This window comes from Bacillus sp. NPDC077027 (assembly GCF_050269555.1).
Taxonomy (GTDB): Bacteria; Bacillota; Bacilli; order Bacillales; family Bacillaceae; genus Bacillus.
On record NZ_JBNNIO010000002.1, the window covers coordinates 892,106 to 911,912 of the forward strand.

Consider the following 19,807-nt stretch of genomic DNA (forward strand, 5'->3'; position numbering starts at 1 on the left):
TCTTAGTCCTGTTCTGGGTTTCTTAAATAGTAGCCTACGCCTCTTCTTGTCACGATCCAGCTTGGATGGCTAGGGTTGTCTTCAATTTTTTCACGAAGACGACGAACGGTTACATCCACAGTACGCACATCCCCGAAGTAATCATAACCCCATACAGTTTGAAGCAAGTGCTCACGTGTCATGACCTGTCCAATATGTTTTGCTAAATAATGAAGCAGTTCGAATTCACGATGTGTGAGTTCAATCGTTTCTTCCCTTTTTGACACGACATACGCATCTGGATAAATGACAAGTGAACCAACCTCGATGTCATTTGATTCTGACTCTTCCTCTGCTTGTGGCGAGGCTGCTTGTCTTCGTAAGTTCGCTTTCACACGAGCAAGCAATTCACGTGTACTAAATGGCTTTGTGACATAATCATCAGCACCTAACTCAAGACCAATAACCTTATCAATCTCCGAGTCCTTCGCCGTCAGCATGATAATCGGCATGTCGTATTTCTTTCTTACTTCGCGACAAACCTCCACACCGTCTTTGTTAGGGAGCATGATGTCGAGCAAGATAATATCAGGCTTGATTTCTTCGACCATCTCAAGCGCCTCGTTGCCATCATATGCGCAATGAACTTCGTAGCCTTCTTTTCTTAAATTAAATTCCAATATGTCAGCAATCGGCTTTTCATCATCTACGACAAGTATCTTTTTTTCCATTGTGATTTCCTCCTGCTTTTTAGCATCTATGTCATTCTTTTTTGCATGTCCAGTTATAACCCTTTTTCATATGAGAAAAAAAGGCTCATTGTCTATTATAACGTTTTAAAGGAAAAAGATAAAAATATTAAAGGTTTTCTTTTATAGCAAACGTTGGATATTGAGACAACTCCATCTTTAAAAAAAGAGAACTTTTCTCTTTTTACGCTTATTTTTGAAACTTTTCCAATTACCATTCGTCTATATACATGTAACGTCTTCTTCTTATGGAGCCGGGCCCTACCTAGGTCCGGCTTCTCCCTTTTTATGCCTTATTTTCATAATAAAAACGCACCTGCGATTGCAGATGCGTTTGGAAGTGGCTCGGGACGGAATCGAACCGCCGACACACGGATTTTCAGTCCGTTGCTCTACCAACTGAGCTACCGAGCCATCATCATATTGATGAGGAAAGCCAATATATGTATCATGGCGGTCCGGACGGGACTCGAACCCGCGACCTCCTGCGTGACAGGCAGGCATTCTAACCAACTGAACTACCGGACCTCAGTAACTTGCTCAAAAAAGCAATCGTGGTGCTCTTTTAAGCAAGTGAGGAAATTAGCATTACGCTAAAGTAAATCAATGACCCGTACGGGATTCGAACCCGTGTTACCGCCGTGAAAGGGCGGTGTCTTAACCGCTTGACCAACGGGCCAACAAAAACATGGTGAGCCATGAAGGACTCGAACCTTCGACCCTCTGATTAAAAGTCAGATGCTCTACCAACTGAGCTAATGGCTCCTGGCATGTGAAAAGTGAATCTGAAAAAACTGTATTACGCCAAAACCAAAAGCTTTCAAGCAAGCTGGAAAATAGCAGTCTAACAAGTTTCAGAGACCTTTGCAACAACGAGATTTATAATATCATAGAACAAATAGATATGGCAATACGTTTTTTCGACATTTTTCAAAAAAATAAATTTCCGCTTTAAAAACAGCTTTTCTAGCAGGCGGTTTCTCCTACTTCCCTCTATCCATTCACTCCTTTCCAACTGCCACAAGGACAGGCAATTATCTATACTTTTTGAGTCACCGAGAAGGTAATTTCTCACATCGGTTGAATCCTTTTCTCTTTCCCTGAGAGCATGGAAACGTTTAAATTTGGGCAAAATCGGTTATAAGTTCAGCAGTCTTACTCAAAGAAGGAGGAAGTTCGATGAGTTCATATCAATTAGGAGACAAAATGCCAGACTTCTCCCTGCCTGCGGTTAATGGAGAACGAATTGAGTTTTTTAAACACCAGCAGTCACATGATAGTTGGCATCTCATTATTTTCTTTAGAGGCGCTTGGTGTCCAGTATGTGTGGAAGAATTGAAGGAGCTTGAAAAACAGCAAACGTATTTCCAGGATAAAAACATCCACCTGATGGCGATCTCAACAGACCAACTAGACAACCTAAAAGAATTTGCTAAAAAAGAAGGTTTATCATTCCCAATCATGGCTGACGAAGAACTCACCTCTTTGAAAGCATATGAAGTGTTTTATCATGGCGAGAATTCCCCTTATGAAGATCACGGTGTCCACGGAGAACCCGCCTATTTTCTATTGAATGAAAAAGGAAAACTTCTCTACCAACAAAGACAAACAAGCCCATTCGGCAGACCGCATGCCAATGAATTACGTAAAATCATTCAATACATTCGCAAAAACCTAAAAGGTCAATACCGAAACAAATGAGAAGCTCTCCTGTTGAAGGGCTTTTTTTATCGACACCTTCATTATTGCCCGGGAAACATACGAATTCCAGAAAATGAAAAACCGATAAAATCCAACGATTTTATCGGTTTTAATCGAATATTGATTATGGGCGATACACACTACGGACAACATTCGTTTGAGAACGATCTGGTCCGACTGAGAAGATAGAAAGCGGAATTTCTGTTAATTGAGAGATGCGCTCTAAATAATGGCGTGCATTCACAGGCAATTCACTTAGATTTTTCACACCGGTAATATCTTCTGTCCAGCCTGGCATTTCTTCATAAACAGGCTCGCATTTTGCTAAATCCTTTAGGCTTGCTGGGAATTCTTCTGTGATTTCTCCGTTAAATTTATAAGCAACACAGATTTTAAGTTTCTCAATTCCAGTCAAAACATCAATCGAATTAAGGGACAGGTCTGTAATTCCGCTTACACGACGAGCATGACGCACAACGACACTATCAAACCAACCAACACGACGCGGACGACCTGTTGTTGTTCCATATTCACGACCAACCTCACGAATTTGATTACCGATTTCATCATGCAGTTCAGTCGGGAATGGGCCATCTCCAACACGAGTTGTATACGCTTTTGAAACGCCAACCACATGCTGAATTTTTGTAGGACCTACACCAGATCCAATTGTCACACCGCCTGCAACTGGGTTAGATGATGTCACAAATGGATACGTACCTTGGTCGATATCAAGCATAACCCCTTGTGCTCCTTCAAATAAGACGCGACGCCCTTCATCAAGTGCATCGTTCAAGACAACAGATGTATCGACTACGTATTGTTTCACTTGTTGACCATATTCATAATATTCATCTAGGATCTCTTCAATTTTGAATCCTTCTGTATCATACATTTTCTCAAAAAGACGGTTTTTCTCTTCTAAATTACGTGCAAGCTTTTCTTCAAAGGCTTCACGATCTAATAGATCTGCGACGCGAATCCCGATACGTGCTGCTTTATCCATATAAGCAGGACCGATTCCTTTTTTCGTCGTTCCGATCTTATTAGCCCCTTTCCGTTCTTCTTCCACCTCATCTAATTTTAAGTGATAAGGTAAAATCACATGGGCTCTATTGCTGATTCTGAGGTTCTCTGTACTCACATTCCGTTCGTGAAGATACGCAAGCTCAGTCACCAACGCCTTTGGATCAACCACCATTCCATTTCCGATAACACATGTTTTTTCTTTATAAAAAATACCGGACGGAATGAGGTGGAGTTTATATGTGACTCCATCAAATTTAATTGTGTGACCTGCATTGTTTCCGCCTTGATAACGGGCAATCACCTCTGCATTCTCTGAAAGGAAATCGGTAATTTTCCCTTTCCCTTCGTCACCCCACTGCGTACCTACTACGACTACTGAAGACATATCGTGCACCTCCGTTAACCTTTCAAAACGTTATCTCTTTCAAACACATTTATTTTATCAACGCATTTAGAGAAAGTCAATGTAAAATCCGAACATTAATATATCGAAATCGAATTTTGTTCGTTTAACTATCAGGAAAAGCGCTTTATTCTTCACTTTCACTCCCAATAGAGATGATTTCAAGCATATTTCACTAATTTTCAGTAGTCGAACGTTCACATAAATTTCAGGAGAAAAAAAGCATGTGACACATTCAATTCCTCTGCTCTCGCAGGTGTAAAAATGACTACTTGCATTACATCAAACATCTCGCTCATTACAAGGTATGATCTTTAGTCGCTGTGATTGCCTTTCTTGCTTCTGCCAATCGAGATGGAAGCAAGTCAAAGCATGCACATGAGCTTATCTCTTATATACCTCTAATAAACAGCAACATGTATGGGTTAAATTTCGTGTAATGCCCCGATCGTAACAAAAAACTCCCTTCTTGGGAGTTTTTTATATGTTTGTTGTAATTCCTTCTGTATTCATCAACACAATGCGATACCCATCCGGATCTTCAAATGTCACTCCGCCTCGATTCCAGTATGGATTAACTGAAGGAACCTGCTGCCCACCGAAAGATATGAGCCTGTGTTTCATCATCTCGAATTCCTGCTTGTCAGGAATATAGAAAACAAGTAGCTGTTCTGGATGCGGGACAGGAATGGTGTCTTCTTCTTCATGTTTTGTGATTTCTAAATGAACATGCTGATGAGGAAGCCCGAACATGACTCCATCATACCCTTCATGCTGATCAAATGAGCCTATTCTCTTCAGCCCTAAGCCTTCTTCATAAAATGAAACGGCCTCATTCATTTTGACCGTTGGACGTGCGATTCGTAATTGGGCAGCTTGGAACTGTTGAAATTCCATATTCCATCACTCCTTTTCTTCCCTTAGTATACGATTTCTTTTTTTATCCCTCTTCCTCATTTCGATTGTTTTTTGATCATTCTTTCGATGTATATCAACACAAAAAAGCCCAGCATCCTTGAGCTGGGCTTTAAGCACCGGGCGGAACACCGGCGTCGCCAAACCTCCGTTCAAGGTTGACGAATTTATTGTATTCTTTTACAAATGCAAGAGAAACTGTTCCAACTGGACCATTACGCTGTTTGGCAATAATAATTTCAATGATGTTTTTGTTCTCTGATTCTTTGTCGTAGTAGTCGTCACGATAAAGGAATGCGACGATATCGGCATCCTGCTCGATACTTCCTGATTCACGAATATCAGACATCATTGGGCGTTTATCTTGACGCTGCTCTACACCACGTGAAAGCTGTGATAGTGCAATGACAGGCACCTCTAATTCTCTCGCAAGTGATTTAAGCGTCCTTGAGATTTCAGAAACTTCCTGCTGACGGTTGTCACTAGAACGTCCATTTCCTTGAATAAGCTGCAAATAATCAATCAAGATCATCCCAAGACCATTTTCTTGCTTTAGTCTGCGACATTTTGACCGAATCTCACTCACTCTGATTCCAGGCGTATCATCAATGAAAATACCACTGTTTGATAACGACCCCATTGCCATAGTGAGCTTGCCCCAGTCTTCCTCTGTTAAATTACCTGTTCTCAAGTTCTGTGCGTCAATATTTCCCTCGGCACAAAGCATACGCATGACAAGCTGTTCAGCACCCATCTCTAGACTAAAGATCGCAACACTTTCGTCTGTTTTTGTTGCCACGTTTTGAGCGATGTTTAAGGCAAACGCAGTTTTCCCTACCGATGGACGTGCTGCCACAATAATTAAGTCATTGCGCTGAAATCCTGCCGTCATTCTATCAAGCTCAGAGAAACCCGTCGGAATACCAGTGATATCTCCTTTTCGATTATGAAGTTGCTCAATGTTATCATATGTTTGAACAAGGACATCCTTGATGTTTTGGAATGCACCTGAATTTTTACGCTGTGCCACTTCCATAATGGTTTTTTCAGCATCGCTTAAAAGATCCTCGACTTCATCTTCACGAGTATATCCATCCTGTGCAATCGACGTCGCAGTGCGAATCAAACGGCGTAAAATCGACTTTTCTTCTACAATTTTTGCATAATATTCAATGTTCGCGGCAGTTGGTACAGAGTTGGCGATATCTGTTAAATACGATATGCCTCCTACCTCTTCTAGTAAATCTGTATTTGCTAATTCAGATGTAATGGTAACCAGATCAACAGGTTCACCACGATCCCCTAGCACAAGCATCGCATTGAAAATCTTTTGATGCGACATTCTATAAAAATCGTCTGGTAGTAATACTTCAGAAGCGAGCGTTAGCGCAGATGGTTCTAAAAAAACAGCACCTAATACGGCCTGCTCGGCTTCTATATTTTGCGGCGGCAGCCGGTCATCGAGAAGTTCCGTCATGCCAAGCACCGTCCTTTCATAAAAAAATACGCTACTCAACATTTTAACATTTTCGCAGCTGAAAAAGTGAAAAACATCGACTATAGTCAAAATTACCATGTCGATGTTTTGAGAAATGGTGGATGTGTTAAGAGAGAGGGTTTTGCTTGAGTGCATAGTGAAAGAGGAGAACGGTCATTAAATCTGTTGTACGCTGATACAAATCCCATTCTTCATATGCAGCAAATTTCATTCGCATGTCCTGCAATGCTTGTTTCATTTCATGGTATTCCTCCATGGTAAACGTATGTTTGAGTTTCAGCTGATTTTCATGCAGTTTGAGTTTCAGCTTTCCTAACGGTGTATTCATCCTGCCTATCTTCCCTTCGATCTTGTATTCTTGAGAAAAGTGAAGTGAAGCCTATTATATATGAATGCACACATATCTCCTATATAAGTTGTGAGATATTGTCACCGACTTTCCGCAAACTCCCCTTCCTGTTTCCTCAAAAAACATATAGGTCCATAAGTTTATTTTCCTTCAAAACTACTTTAAGAAGAAAAACCTATAATTCATTCAACAGCAAATCATAAAAACTGTGAATCTTCCAAGAAGGACAAGATAATTTGACGTTTTTCCTCCTATTGATTGATATGGTCTAGAATTCCTTATTTCCATTAATTAGTTAGTGAGAAAGTCCTTTATTTACTGAATATTTACATTACATCATCAATTATGCAACTTAATGAACATTTGACTTCATAATTGATAACCATTATCATTTGACTTGCTTGCACTCTACTGAGAATCATTTTCATTTAAGGGAGCGTTCTTCAACCCCTTTCACTCATTCAATATCCGCAAGCAAACACTACTTTTATCACTCATAACGGGGTCAATTTGAGGAGGGAGATTTTTCACATATGTCCAAACACCCTGAAGAAATGGGTACTGAGGATTCCCTTTTTGAAGAAAGTCGTCCTTTTTTTATACCTGGGACGGAACAAATGGAAATCACAGCTCACCCATACAGACTTTTTATATTTAAACCGAATACCACTCCTCCTGCATCTGGTTTTCCAGTCATGTACGTGCTTGATGGAAATTCGCTGTTTGGCACAATGGTTGAAGCGCTTCGTCTCCAGTCAATGAGACCTGAAAAATCAGGTGTCGTTCCCGCCATCATTGTTGGAATCGGCTATCAGACAGAAGCACCCTACCATTCACTCAGGCAATATGATTTCACCCTTACAGGTCCTGACGCATCAATTGGAGCCAAAATAAAGGGTTTCTCTGCCAATACATACGGTGGCGCATCTGCTTTTTTTTCATTTGTGGAAAAGACCATCAAGCCTTATATCGAACAGCGATTCCCAATTAATCGGAGTCGTCAAACACTGTTTGGACATTCTCTTGGTGGTCTTTTTGCATTACACACACTATTTGAGCACCCTGATGCTTATCAGACATATATCGCTGGCAGCCCTTCTATCCACTGGAACAAAGAATTGTTTTTAGAAAAAGAACAGCAATTCATCAACTGTCTACGTCAGGAGCCTAAGGATTTACGCTTGCTTGTTGGTGTCGGTGAATTAGAAAAACACCATCCATGTCAAATGAATGTTCATGCACAGTCATTGACAAACCGTATGTTGCCTTTATCCTCATATGGTTTGCATACAAACTATCATGAGTTCCCTGAAGAGGGACATACATCTGTTTTACCAGTGCTGATGAATTATGCTTTCCGTTTTGCACTTTATCATGATGATCCTTCAACAGTCACGAAAGAAAGGAAATGAACACATGAAATTTAGCGGTCTATCTCAAAAGATTGCGCTTGTCACAGGCGCCGGACAAGGTATCGGACAAGCAGTTGCACAAAGACTAGCCGAAGAAGGTGCAATAATTGCAGCAGTTGACGCGAATGAAGAGCGACTACAAAGCACCGTTCAACAAATGAGTGCAAAAGGGTTTCACGTCTTCGCCTATCCAGGTGATATTAGCGATCAAACTTCTGTTCAGAACATTGTCACCCAAATTGAACAGCAGCTTGGACCCATTTATTTACTGGTCAATGTAGCTGGTATTCTTCGAATGGGTTCGATTGAACATCTTCGTGCAGACGACTGGCAACAGACCTTTGCAGTCAACACACATGGTGTCTTTTATGTATCTCAAGCTGTCTCCAAATACATGATGAAAAGAACAGAAGGAGTCATTGTGACCGTCAGCTCTAATGCCGGTGACATTCCTAGAATGAACATGGCTGCCTATGCCGCTTCAAAAGCAGCATCTACTTCCTTTACAAAAACACTTGGATTAGAGCTAGCATCCTACGGAATTAGATGTAATGTCGTCTCTCCTGGCTCTACCGCGACACCTATGCAATGGGCGCTATGGTCTGATGAACAAGGAGCAGACCATGTCATTAAAGGTTCATTAGAAACGTATAAAACCGGCATTCCTTTACAAAAAATCGCTGATCCTCAAAACATCGCAGATGCGGTACTATTCTTTGCATCTGAGCAAGCCAGTCACATTACGATGCAGAATCTCACGATCGATGGTGGCGCAACACTCGGAATCTAGCATTTAATCAAAAAGGAGGTCTTTCCATGAAACATTCATTATTGTCGACAGAAGAAAAAACACAGTTGATCCAAGACTATCAGCCAGGCGCTTTTTTCCTTGCTACCCCTAAACGTACGATACTGACAGAAGGCATCTTCCAGCATATTGCTAAAAGCAAGGAAACCAATCAGCTAAATGACCTATCCAAAAGAGTAGCGCACGTATTTGATGCTGCCAAACAAGCTGGTATTCAAAATCCGATTGTTGCTGGTGCTGTTCCGTTTGATCCTACACAACCGGTTCGTTTAAGTGTCCCAGCCCACGTACAGTTCAGTGATCCACTCGAGTTTCATCAACGTGATGATGAGTGGGAAGCGACAGAGCCATCTTACGAGGTGACACCTGTCCCCTCTCCAGATGTCTACATGAATGGTGTGAACGCAGGATTAGCCAAAATTGAAGAAGGATATCTTAGCAAAATCGTACTCTCTCGATCTCTCCATCTCAAATCAAATCGAGAAATGAATACGAAAGCAATACTCGAACGGCTTGCCCGTCATAACACGACTGGCTATACGTTTGCTGCAAATGTAGCTGACCCGAAATCTTCTCACGAGCGCACGCTTCTTGGTGCAAGCCCAGAGCTACTTCTTTCAAAAGTTGGTTCAACTGTCGTTTCAAATCCACTCGCAGGTTCCCGGCCACGCAGTTCAGATCCAGTAGAAGATCAGCGTCGTCACGATGAACTACTTGCTTCAGCGAAGGATTTACACGAGCATGCAGTTGTTGTTGATGCTGTCGCCAAAGCACTCGCTCCTTACTGTCATACACTAGATGTACCTGCGTCACCATCAGTCATACAAACAGAAGCGATGTGGCATTTATCTACTGTCGTAAAAGGCGAATTAATAGATGCAGATGTGTCTTCAATTGATTTAGCACTTAGCCTTCATCCAACACCAGCAGTATGCGGAACACCTACAGCCGATGCGCGTGAAGCCATCCAAGCGATTGAACCCTTTGATCGTGGGTTTTTCACAGGTATGCTCGGCTGGTCAGATACAAATGGCGATGGAGATTGGATTGTCACCATTCGTTGTGCTGAAGCAGAAGGTCATTCCCTTCGCCTCTTTGCTGGTGCCGGAGTAGTTAAAGGGTCAAAGGCAGAAGAAGAGCTAGCCGAAACATCTGCAAAATTCAACACGATGCTTCATGCAATGGGCATCCATCAGCTATAAAAAATACACAGGAGATGACAAAACATGTTTGTCCAACCACCTACATGGCCAGAAGAATTTGCTAAACGCTACCGTGAAAACGGTTGTTGGCGTGGGGAAACCTTTAGCGGTATGCTTCGTGCACGTGCCGCATCTTTAGAGAATAAAACAGCCATTACATATAATGATACGCACTTGAGCTACCAAAAACTTGATGAGCGCGTTAGCAGTCTTGCCACCGGTTTTCATCAGCTTGGTATTAAAAAGGGAAGTCGAGTTGTCGTTCAGCTTCCTAACATTCCTGCTTTTTTTGAAGTCATCTTCGCTTTATTTCGAATCGGTGCTTTACCCGTCTTCTCGCTACCGTCTCATAGAAGTAGTGAAATTACTTACTTTATTGAGTTTGCCGAAGCAGACGCATATGTCATTGCAGATATCAACGGTGGCTTTGATTATCGATCACTTGCACGCCAAGTGAAAGACAAGCTTCCCTCATTGCCTCACATCATTGTTGCAGGGGAAGCTGAAGAATTCCTTGCCTTGGATGATCTGCGCAAGGACCCAGCACTTGATCCTCAAATTCATGTAGAGGCAAGCAATATTGCATTTCTTCAGTTATCTGGAGGCAGTACAGGTCTTTCAAAACTCATTCCTCGTACACACGATGACTATATTTATAGTCTTTGGAAAAGTAATGAAGTGTGCGAGCTCACACAGGATAGTGTGTATCTAGCTACACTTCCAGTTGCACACAACTATCCACTAAGCTCGCCTGGAGTACTTGGCACGTTATATGCAGGTGGAAGAGTGGTTCTTACACCTGGATCAAGCCCTGATGAAGTCTTTCCACTCATTGAGAAAGAACGGGCGACCATTACCGCTGTCGTTCCACCCATCGCATTGATTTGGCTAGAGGCCGCTCCTCAGCGATCAGATGACTTATCTAGTCTTGAAATCTTGCAAGTCGGTGGTGCTAAATTAAGTGCAGAGGCAGCAAAACGTGTCATGCCTACTCTTGGATGTAAGCTCCAGCAAGTTTTTGGCATGGCAGAAGGTCTGGTCAACTATACCAGACTAGATGATCCTGAACATGTCATTATCCATACACAAGGGCGCCCGATGTCTGAATATGATGAGGTGCTAGTGGTTGATGATGAGGACAAGCCAGTCCCTAACGGAGTGGCAGGACACCTTTTAACAAGAGGACCTTATACGATTCGTGGCTACTATAAAGCAGATGAACAAAACAAAAAAGCATTTACACCAGATGGCTTTTATAGAACAGGTGACATCGTGCGACTAACCGAAGAAGGAAATGTTGTTGTAGAAGGTAGAGACAAGGATCAAATCAATCGTGGTGGTGAGAAGGTTGCCGCTGAAGAAGTCGAAAACCATTTACTTGCACATGTCGACATTCATGATGCAGCCATGGTGTCTATGCCAGATCCATTTCTAGGTGAACGCTCATGTGCCTTTGTTATCGCAAAAGGCAACAGCAAACCAGCCCCCATCGTCTTAAAATCTTTTCTAAGAGAGCGTGGGCTCGCCGCCTACAAAATTCCTGACCGCATTGAATGGATTGATGCGTTCCCACAAACAGGTGTAGGTAAAGTCAGTAAAAAAGCATTACGAGAATTAGCTGCAGCCAAAACGGACAACGTGTAAAAAGAAAAAAAGAGGAGTGATGATCATGGCAATCCCTGCTATTCCTGCGTATTCAATGCCAAACGCAAGAGACTTACCAAAAAATAAAGTGAACTGGACACCTGATCCAAATCGTGCTGTTCTGTTGATACATGACATGCAGCAATATTTTTTAAATGCGTTTCAACATGGTACATCCCCAATAACAGAGTTAGTTCAACATATCGAACAATTACGGGATACATGCCATGAACTTGGAATTCCCGTCGTCTATACAGCTCAACCTGGTGACCAAAACCCGAAAGATCGTGCCTTATTAACAGATTTCTGGGGACCTGGACTTGGTGATGACGAAACATTGACAAAAATTATTGATGAGCTCGCTCCGTCTGAAGCAGATACAGTGCTGACAAAATGGCGTTATAGTGCTTTTAAAAAATCTAATTTTTTAGATATTCTGCAAGACGATGGGCGTGATCAACTGATCATTACTGGCGTATATGCACATATTGGCTGTATGCTGACAGCCGCAGAAGCATTCATGCTCGATATTGAAACCTTTTTTGTCGCAGATGCCGTTGCTGACTTTTCACTTAAGCATCACAAAATGGCAATGACCTATGCAGCTGAGCGCTGTGCGGTAACCACAACAACTGACCAGATCATTTGTCGTCTAACCGGACAGGAGACAGACAGTGATGACCTATCCTTTGAGACCATCCTTCAACAAGTAGCTGAGTATCTCCAAGTCGAGCCGGATCAAATACCGCTTGACGAGAATCTCGTCTACCTAGGACTTGATTCTATTAGAATGATGAGCCTAGCGGAAAAGTGGAGACAGCAAGGAGCGACGGTCAATTTTGTTGAGCTTGCGGCAAATCCAACGCTATCACATTGGCGCACTCTTCTTTTCCCAGAAAAACAACCATCTATCCCAAATATCGATTATTTGTAAAGGAGGTATAGACCCTTGTCGATCCAGTCCGTCGATTCAATTCCACTGACCGGTGCCCAATCAGGCATTTGGTATGCGCAACAGCTTGATCCATCCAATCCAATTTTCAATACAGCTGAGTATATAGACATTAAAGGATATATTGATCCAGTACACTTTGAAACAGCCGTCCGAGAAACTGTCTTAGAAGCAGATTCCCTGCATATGCGCTTCGTTGAGGATACTGACGGTCCAAAGCAATGGTTTACATCCAAAAACGAAATCCCATTTCAATTCATCAATTTACAGAATGAAAAACAGCCGCTTGATGCGGCAAAAACGTGGATGAAAGCAGATCTTGCAACATCAGTCTCTTTAGAAAAAGATGTGTTATTCCGTGAGGTACTCTTTCAAATTGCTGACGATCGATTTCTCTGGTATCAGCGCATTCATCACATTGCCATTGATGGATTCGCCTTTTCACTCATCGCCCGTCGTGTTGCTGAGGTCTATTCAGCCCTATCGCAAGGGAGATCTGTGCCGCCTCAAACATTTGGCGCCTTCCGTGACGTTGTCCAAGAGGAAGTCGCATATCAACGTTCCAATCGCTATGAAGAAGATCAGGCTTTTTGGAAAAATCGCTTTGCTGATCAGCCTGAAATCGTTAGCCTTGCTGAGCTCGCCCCAAGGACTTCGGATCATTTTATCCGAAAAACTGCCAGATATGATGCCACGAGGGTAAGTAAAATGAAAAAAAATGTGCAAACATTCGGTGGCACTTGGCATGAAATGATTCTTGCCGCATCTGCTCTATATATGCATCGAATGACTGGTGCACACGATATTGTTTTAGGTTTGCCTGTTATGATGCGTCTTGGATCTTGCTCATTGCAAACACCAGGAATGGTCATGAACCTAGTACCGCTTCGTTTAACATGCAAATCAGATATGACCCTCTCAGCACTTGTTCACCAAGTATCTGATGAACTCAAAGCCATTCGTCCTCATCAGAGATATCGACACGAAGATATGAGGAGAGACTTTAAACTCATTGGCAGAAATCAACGATTATTTGGTCCACAAATTAATATCATGCCATTTGATTATCATCTCAGGTTCGATCAGTGCGTTGGTCAAGCGCATAATCTTTCGGCTGGGCCAGTGGATGATTTATCAATCAACATATATGACCGCGCAGATGGGAACGGTTTTCAAATCGATTTCGATGCAAACCCTGCAGTTTACAAAGAACAAGCGGTTGACGCGCATCTGCATCGTTTTCTTCAATTGCTGGAGGAAATAACCGAACTAGAGCAAGATCAGACGATCAGTCAATTTAACCTTCTCTTGTCCAGAGAAAAAGAGAACATCTTCAAGCATTGGAATGATACAAAACAAGAATTACCAAAGGCTTCTTTACGTGAACTCTTTGAAAAACAAGTCTGCAAAACACCACATGCAGAAGCATTACAGTTTGAAGGAATATCATGGACCTACGAAGAGTTGAATCAGCGTGCAAATCAATTGGCTCATTATTTGATAAAGCATGGGATTGGACCAGAACAATTTGTCGCAATTGCTCTGCCTCGATCGATCGATATGGTCGTAAGTCTGTTAGCTATCGTCAAAACAGGAGCCGCTTACCTACCATTAGACCCTGATTATCCTAGCGATCGTGTTGCCTATATGCTCGATGATGCTAAACCGATCTGTTTGCTCACAGTCAAAGAGACAGCAGAGCGTTTTGACCATTCACATATTGTCCAACTAGATGATCCAACCGTTCATGAGGAGATAGCAGACAGCCTACTTATCAATCCAACAAGCAACGAAGGCTCGCCGCATCATCCGGCATACATTATTTACACGTCAGGATCGACAGGCAAACCAAAGGGTGTTGTTGTAACGAGGCGGAATGTTGTCAACTTTATATTATCCATGCAGGATTCATTTTTATTAGGTCAAGGAGATCAGCTTCTAGCGGTTACGACCATTGCCTTTGATATATCTGGGCTAGAAATGTTCCTTCCACTTTTACACGGGGCATCTCTTTTATTGGCAAAAAAAGAGACCATCCAAGAGCCAGCAAAGCTTTCTGACATGATTCGTTCTCATCATGTCACTCTCATGCAGGCAACACCAACGTTGTGGCATGCGTTGGCAGATGAATATCCCGACGCAATAAAAGGCATGCGTGTTCTTGTTGGAGGAGAAGCACTCCCTGCTTCACTTTTGCACACCTTGCAATCTCTTCAATGTGACATTACCAATTTGTATGGACCTACAGAAACGACGATATGGTCTACGATGGAAAACGTTACATCCCATCAAGAGAATAGCGGGCCGCCGATTGGTAAACCCATTTGGAATACGAGCATTTACATCTTAGATGAAGGATTAAACCCTGTCCCAGCAGGTTCAATCGGTGAGCTTTATATTGCAGGTGAAGGAGTATCCAGAGGATATCTTGGACGATATGATTTAACCGCTGAACGTTTTGTCGCTGATCCATTCGGTGCAAAAGGCACGAGAATGTACCGTACAGGTGATTTAGCCAGATGGCGTGAGGATGGTTCAATTGATTATATCAGCCGTGCTGATCATCAAATTAAAATCCGTGGCTTCCGTATTGAGCTTGGCGAAATTGAAACAGTCATCATGCAACACCAAGCAGTGAAGCATACCTCTGTCATCGTTCGTGAGGATAAACCTGGACAACAGTTGCTTTGTGCGTATGTTGTGCTGACAGAAGGTGCTTCTCTGCATCCTTCAGAACTCAGGCAGTTTGTGGAAACGTCACTCCCTGATTACATGGTTCCTTCTGCTGTTGTCGTTTTGCCAGAACTCCCGCTTACACCAAACGGCAAAATCAATCGCAAAGCACTACCAAAACCAAATATGTCTTTAGTTAGTACTGAGCGTACACCTAGAACACCTCAAGAAGACATGTTATGTAGTTTATTTGCAGAAGTTCTTGGAATATCTCAAATTGGCATAGATGACAGTTTCTTTGACTTAGGAGGACATTCATTGCTCGCCGCTCGTCTGCTTAGACGTATACGCAATACACTTGGTGCAGACCTAAGCATGAGTACCATTTTTGAATCACCACGAGTTGCTGAGCTTGCGAAACACATCGACTCAGCGCAGGACATTCGCCCGCCACTTCAGGTGGAAAACAAGCCCGATGAGATTCCTTTATCCTTTGCCCAAAAACGGCTCTGGTTCCTTCATTGCCTTGAAGGACCAAATCCAACTTACAATATTCCGCTTGTCATCCATCTGACAGGTACACTAGATCGCAAAGCTCTCATTGGTGCATTGGCAGATATCACTGAAAAACACGAAACGCTTAGAACCATTTTTCCAAGTAAGGACGGCATGCCAAAACAGGTCATTTTAGATCCAAATAGTGTTCAGCCTGAACTCCATGTCACAGCGTCCTCAGATCAACAGATCGAGAATCAGTTAAACGAAGCCATTCGCTACAGCTTTAACATTGAGGAAGAACCCGCACTGCGAGCAGAATTATTCTTGCTTGATACAAATCGCTATGTGCTACTTCTATTGCTACATCACATCGCTGGTGACGGCTGGTCACTTGCGCCATTGACACGAGATTTAGCTGTCGCTTACGAAGCCCGTATTCATGGAAAATCAATCTCCTTGCCAGCCCAACCTGTTCAATATGCGGACTATGCCATTTGGCAGCAGAAGCTGTTGGGCAGTGAAGAAGAGAAGGGTAGTCTATTTGCAAAACAGCTTAGTTATTGGACGGAGACATTGCATGGTCTGCCAGAAGAGCTGGAGCTTCCCTATGACTTCCCACGTCCACAGGAAGCAAGTTTTAACGGGGATACGATAGACTTTACGATTGAACCTGCTTTACACCAGCTCCTTCTTGATCTTGCAAAGCAAAATCAAGTTAGTTTGTTCATGGTGCTTCAAGCAGCATTTGCAGCTTTACTGACTCGCCTTGGAGCGGGAACGGATATCCCTATTGGCAGTCCGATAGCTGGACGGAATGACGATGCGCTTGACGACATTGTTGGATTGTTTGTGAACACACTTGTATTACGTACAAATACAGCAGGAAACCCGACCTTTAGCGAGCTATTGAAACGAGTCCGAGACATTGACTTAGCCGCATATGAGCATCAGGATTTACCGTTTGAACGGCTAGTTGAAGTCTTGAATCCAACTCGATCCAGATCACGCAACCCATTGTTTCAGGTCATGCTTGCCTTCCAAAATACACCGAAGGCGGAAATGAAGCTGGCACAACTTGATTCGGATCTCTACGTCAAACCAGTGGGCTCAGCTAAATTTGACCTGACCCTCGAATTAACAGAGCAAAGAACAGATACTGGATTAGCAGCAGGGTTAACAGGGTTGTTTGAATTCAGCACAGATGTGTTCCAACAATGCACCATTCAAGCAATCGCTGACAGAATGAAGCGCTTTTTAACGGAAGTAGCCAAACACCCACATCTGCCGATTGGTCAAATGAACATTTTATCAGAAAAAGAGCGACAAACGCTGCTACCTGACAAGCAGACATTGGCTCATTTAGACCAAGTACCTAGCCTTCCAGCATTATTTGAAAAGGCGGTTCAGCAGTACCCTGAGCGAGTGGCTGTGACATATGGCAATCAGCAACTCACCTATCAAGAATTAAATAACAAAGCCAATAGGCTTGCCCATTTGCTAATCGCTAGAGGCGTTGGACCAGAGCAATTCGTTGCACTTTCCCTGCCTAGATCAATCGACATGCTCGTGAGTCTATTAGCCGTCCATAAAGCAGGCGCAGCCTATGTTCCGCTTGATCCGGACTATCCAGCAGACAGGCTCGCATACATGATGCAAGATGCCAAACCAGTTTGTAGCATCACAACAAAAGCAGCCGCAGTGCATCTCCCTGCTGATTGTCAATTGATTTTGTTAGATGAAAAAGAAACGAACGATCAACTACTTAATACGCCAAATAACAATCCGACTGATACAGACAGAGTTGAGCCACTGTCTTCTCTGCATCCAGCCTATATTATTTATACATCTGGTTCTACAGGCAAGCCAAAAGGAGTGGTCATCCCACACCAAAATGTAATCCGTCTTCTGACATCTACTGCGCATTGGTTCCATTTTGATGAAGAAGATGTTTGGACAATGTTTCATTCATATGCCTTTGATTTTTCCGTATGGGAAATATGGGGGCCTCTTTTATATGGCGGTCGACTTGTGGTTGTACCTCATACCATCTCTCGCTCTCCTGAGGAGATGCTACAGCTTTTAGTCGATGAAGGGGTGACAGTACTTAATCAGACGCCTTCTGCCTTCTATCAGCTCATGCAGGTAGACAAGGGTCAACAAACACTTGGTCAAGCATTATCACTCCGCTATGTAATCTTTGGCGGTGAAGCATTAGAGCTTAGCAGATTAGAAGATTGGTACAGCCGCCACTCTGATCGTAAGCCAAAGCTAATCAACATGTACGGCATTACAGAAACAACCGTACACGTGACGTACAATGTACTCAATCGAGACATGATCACGAAGAAATCCAGTAGCTTAATAGGCGAACCGATTCCTGATCTACACGTTTACGTACTAGATGAATACCTACAACCGGTTCCTCCTGGTACTACAGGTGAAATGTATGTAGCTGGTGCTGGGCTGGCAAGAGGTTACCTAGGCAGACCTGATCTTACATCAGACCGATTCCTTGCCGATCCTTATGGAGCACCTGGCACAAGGATGTACCGTACAGGCGATCTCGCTCGTTGGACAAAAGACGGATCACTTGATTACATTGGCAGAGCTGATCATCAGATTAAAATTCGCGGGTTCCGCATTGAACTAGGGGAAATTGAAGCCGTTTTGGCACGTCATGATGTGATTGCACAAGTTGCAGTCATCATGCGAGAGGATCAGCCTGGTGACAAACGTTTAGTCGCATATATCGTGACAACTGAAGAAGGCAGTATCGATACAGAAAACCTTCGTCATTTTGCCGCAGCCGGTCTTCCTGATTACATGGTGCCAGCGGCATATATTCAAATTGATGCCATGCCACTTACAGCAAACGGTAAGCTTGATCAAAAATCACTGCCGACACCTCACATGCATGTGCAGCAAACCGATGGTCGTGGTCCAAGGAATCCGAAGGAGGAAATCCTATGTCACCTCTTTGAAGAGGTGCTTGGTCTACCAAAAGTCAGCATTGACGATCGCTTTTTTGACATTGGCGGGCACTCATTACTTGCGGTTAGCTTAATCAGTCGCATTCGTGATGCACTAGGAGTCAAGCTAAGCATCGGAACGTTGTTTGAAGCACCAAATGTTGCACGCTTGGCAGAAAAACTTGAGACAGGTAGCGATGAAAATGCACTAGAAATCTTGCTACCGCTACGAGCAAATGGTGAAGAATATCCACTCTTCTGTGTTCATCCAGCAGGTGGTCTTAGTTGGTGTTATGCAGGCCTCTTGAATTCATTAGAGAAGGACATCCCACTCTATGGATTGCAGGCACGAGGAATCGCAAGAAAAGATGTCTTCCCACAAACGCTAGATGACATGGCTGCGGATTATATCAAGTACATCCAAACGATTCAGCCAAAGGGTCCTTATCATCTACTTGGTTGGTCACTAGGCGGGAACGTTGTGCAAGCAATGGCAACACAGCTTCAACAGCAAGGCGAAGAAATTTCACTCGTTGCCATGTTGGACTCATATCCAAACCACTTCTTGCCGATTAAAGAAGCACCTGATGAGGAAGAAGCACTCATTGCTCTTCTTGCACTTGGCGGTTACGACCCAGAAACCTTAACAGGTGAACCGCTCACGATGAAAAGTGCAGTCGATAACCTGAAAAAAGATGGAAGTGCACTAGCAAGCTTAAGTAAGCAAGCCATCATAAACCTGAAAGAAACCTATGTCAATTCTGTTCGATTGCTCGGAGAATATCAGCCAAAAACCTATCATGGAGACATATTATTCTTTAGATCTACCATTATCCCAGATTGGTTTACAGAAATTGATCCCAAAGCATGGGCACCTTATATCAACGGACAAATTGAACAATACGACATTCACTGCCGGCACAAAGACATGTGCCAGCCTGAACCCCTAGCAGAAATAGGTGTCATCTTAGACAATACACTGCATAGGGTCAAACAAAAACACGAAGAATAAAGGAGAGATGACAA

The 19,807-nt window shown here is 43.0% G+C and carries 12 protein-coding genes and 4 tRNA genes; 7 read left to right on the forward strand and 9 right to left on the reverse strand.

Going from position 1 to position 19,807, the window contains the following annotated elements; genetic code table 11:
• Positions 1-2: 2 nt before the first annotated feature.
• The 5 genes from yycF to ACQKEZ_RS10090 all read right to left on the reverse strand — a co-directional run bounded on the left by yycF (position 3) and on the right by ACQKEZ_RS10090 (position 1,493).
• Positions 3-710, reverse strand: coding sequence for a response regulator YycF (gene yycF / locus ACQKEZ_RS10070; RefSeq protein ID WP_427300371.1), 708 nt, complete (start codon positions 708-710; stop codon positions 3-5).
• Positions 711-1,069: 359 nt separating this feature from the next.
• Positions 1,070-1,142 (reverse strand) — tRNA-Phe (locus tag ACQKEZ_RS10075).
• Between the two features lie 37 nt (positions 1,143-1,179).
• Positions 1,180-1,256: transfer RNA gene (locus ACQKEZ_RS10080), tRNA-Asp, on the reverse strand.
• A 79-nt stretch (positions 1,257-1,335) separates the two neighbouring features.
• Positions 1,336-1,407 (reverse strand) — tRNA-Glu (locus ACQKEZ_RS10085).
• A 10-nt stretch (positions 1,408-1,417) separates the two neighbouring features.
• A tRNA-Lys gene (locus ACQKEZ_RS10090) sits at positions 1,418-1,493 on the reverse strand.
• Between the two features lie 414 nt (positions 1,494-1,907).
• Between ACQKEZ_RS10090 and ACQKEZ_RS10095 the strand changes: the two genes are divergently transcribed.
• Positions 1,908-2,429 (forward strand): peroxiredoxin family protein, encoded by a 522-nt coding sequence (locus ACQKEZ_RS10095; RefSeq protein WP_427300372.1) that lies wholly within the window; start codon positions 1,908-1,910, stop codon positions 2,427-2,429.
• Positions 2,430-2,553: 124 nt separating this feature from the next.
• On the opposite strand, the gene ACQKEZ_RS10100 is transcribed toward ACQKEZ_RS10095, so the two are convergent.
• From ACQKEZ_RS10100 to ACQKEZ_RS10115, 4 genes are all read right to left on the reverse strand, one after another.
• Positions 2,554-3,843 carry an adenylosuccinate synthase gene (locus ACQKEZ_RS10100; RefSeq protein WP_427300374.1) on the reverse strand — a complete coding sequence of 430 codons (1,290 nt, stop codon included), beginning with the start codon at positions 3,841-3,843 and terminating at the stop codon, positions 2,554-2,556.
• A 498-nt stretch (positions 3,844-4,341) separates the two neighbouring features.
• Complete coding sequence (locus tag ACQKEZ_RS10105) at positions 4,342-4,758, reverse strand: VOC family protein (protein ID WP_427300376.1); 417 nt, start codon at positions 4,756-4,758, stop codon at positions 4,342-4,344.
• A 130-nt stretch (positions 4,759-4,888) separates the two neighbouring features.
• Positions 4,889-6,253, reverse strand: coding sequence for a replicative DNA helicase (gene dnaB / locus ACQKEZ_RS10110; protein ID WP_427300377.1), 1,365 nt, complete (start codon positions 6,251-6,253; stop codon positions 4,889-4,891).
• A 127-nt stretch (positions 6,254-6,380) separates the two neighbouring features.
• Positions 6,381-6,602: a hypothetical protein gene (locus ACQKEZ_RS10115; RefSeq protein ID WP_427300379.1), complete on the reverse strand. Its 222-nt coding sequence runs from the start codon at positions 6,600-6,602 to the stop codon at positions 6,381-6,383.
• 554 nt (positions 6,603-7,156) lie between these two features.
• Here ACQKEZ_RS10115 and ACQKEZ_RS10120 point away from each other — a divergent pair.
• The 6 genes from ACQKEZ_RS10120 to ACQKEZ_RS10145 are packed head-to-tail and all read left to right on the forward strand — an operon-like array spanning position 7,157 to position 19,793.
• The gene (locus tag ACQKEZ_RS10120) at positions 7,157-8,035 is read left to right on the forward strand and encodes an alpha/beta hydrolase (RefSeq protein WP_427300380.1); all 879 of its coding nucleotides are present in this window, start codon (positions 7,157-7,159) and stop codon (positions 8,033-8,035) included.
• 4 nt (positions 8,036-8,039) lie between these two features.
• The gene (locus ACQKEZ_RS10125) at positions 8,040-8,825 is read left to right on the forward strand and encodes a 2,3-dihydro-2,3-dihydroxybenzoate dehydrogenase (protein WP_427300382.1); all 786 of its coding nucleotides are present in this window, start codon (positions 8,040-8,042) and stop codon (positions 8,823-8,825) included.
• 26 nt (positions 8,826-8,851) lie between these two features.
• Positions 8,852-10,045 (forward strand): isochorismate synthase DhbC, encoded by a 1,194-nt coding sequence (dhbC, locus tag ACQKEZ_RS10130; RefSeq protein ID WP_427300383.1) that lies wholly within the window; start codon positions 8,852-8,854, stop codon positions 10,043-10,045.
• Between the two features lie 24 nt (positions 10,046-10,069).
• Complete coding sequence (locus tag ACQKEZ_RS10135) at positions 10,070-11,689, forward strand: (2,3-dihydroxybenzoyl)adenylate synthase (RefSeq protein WP_427300385.1); 1,620 nt, start codon at positions 10,070-10,072, stop codon at positions 11,687-11,689.
• Positions 11,690-11,714: 25 nt separating this feature from the next.
• Positions 11,715-12,623, forward strand: coding sequence for an isochorismatase family protein (locus tag ACQKEZ_RS10140; RefSeq protein ID WP_427300386.1), 909 nt, complete (start codon positions 11,715-11,717; stop codon positions 12,621-12,623).
• 15 nt (positions 12,624-12,638) lie between these two features.
• On the forward strand, positions 12,639-19,793 hold the full coding sequence (locus ACQKEZ_RS10145) for an amino acid adenylation domain-containing protein (protein ID WP_427300388.1): 7,155 nt from the start codon (positions 12,639-12,641) through the stop codon (positions 19,791-19,793).
• The last annotated feature ends 14 nt before the right edge of the window (positions 19,794-19,807 follow it).

Bases quoted from the DNA above. Each gene is read 5' to 3' on its own strand.
- ACQKEZ_RS10140 (WP_427300386.1), top strand. From the start codon at position 11,715: ATGGCAATCCCTGCTATTCCTGCGTATTCAATGCCAAACGCAAGAGAC.
- ACQKEZ_RS10095 (WP_427300372.1), top strand. From the start codon at position 1,908: ATGAGTTCATATCAATTAGGAGACAAAATGCCAGACTTCTCCCTGCCT.
- ACQKEZ_RS10125 (WP_427300382.1), top strand. From the start codon at position 8,040: ATGAAATTTAGCGGTCTATCTCAAAAGATTGCGCTTGTCACAGGCGCC.
- dhbC (WP_427300383.1), top strand. From the start codon at position 8,852: ATGAAACATTCATTATTGTCGACAGAAGAAAAAACACAGTTGATCCAA.
- ACQKEZ_RS10120 (WP_427300380.1), top strand. From the start codon at position 7,157: ATGTCCAAACACCCTGAAGAAATGGGTACTGAGGATTCCCTTTTTGAA.
- ACQKEZ_RS10115 (WP_427300379.1), bottom strand. From the start codon at position 6,602: ATGAATACACCGTTAGGAAAGCTGAAACTCAAACTGCATGAAAATCAG.
- dnaB (WP_427300377.1), bottom strand. From the start codon at position 6,253: ATGACGGAACTTCTCGATGACCGGCTGCCGCCGCAAAATATAGAAGCC.
- ACQKEZ_RS10100 (WP_427300374.1), bottom strand. From the start codon at position 3,843: ATGTCTTCAGTAGTCGTAGTAGGTACGCAGTGGGGTGACGAAGGGAAA.
- ACQKEZ_RS10105 (WP_427300376.1), bottom strand. From the start codon at position 4,758: ATGGAATTTCAACAGTTCCAAGCTGCCCAATTACGAATCGCACGTCCA.
- ACQKEZ_RS10135 (WP_427300385.1), top strand. From the start codon at position 10,070: ATGTTTGTCCAACCACCTACATGGCCAGAAGAATTTGCTAAACGCTAC.
- yycF (WP_427300371.1), bottom strand. From the start codon at position 710: ATGGAAAAAAAGATACTTGTCGTAGATGATGAAAAGCCGATTGCTGAC.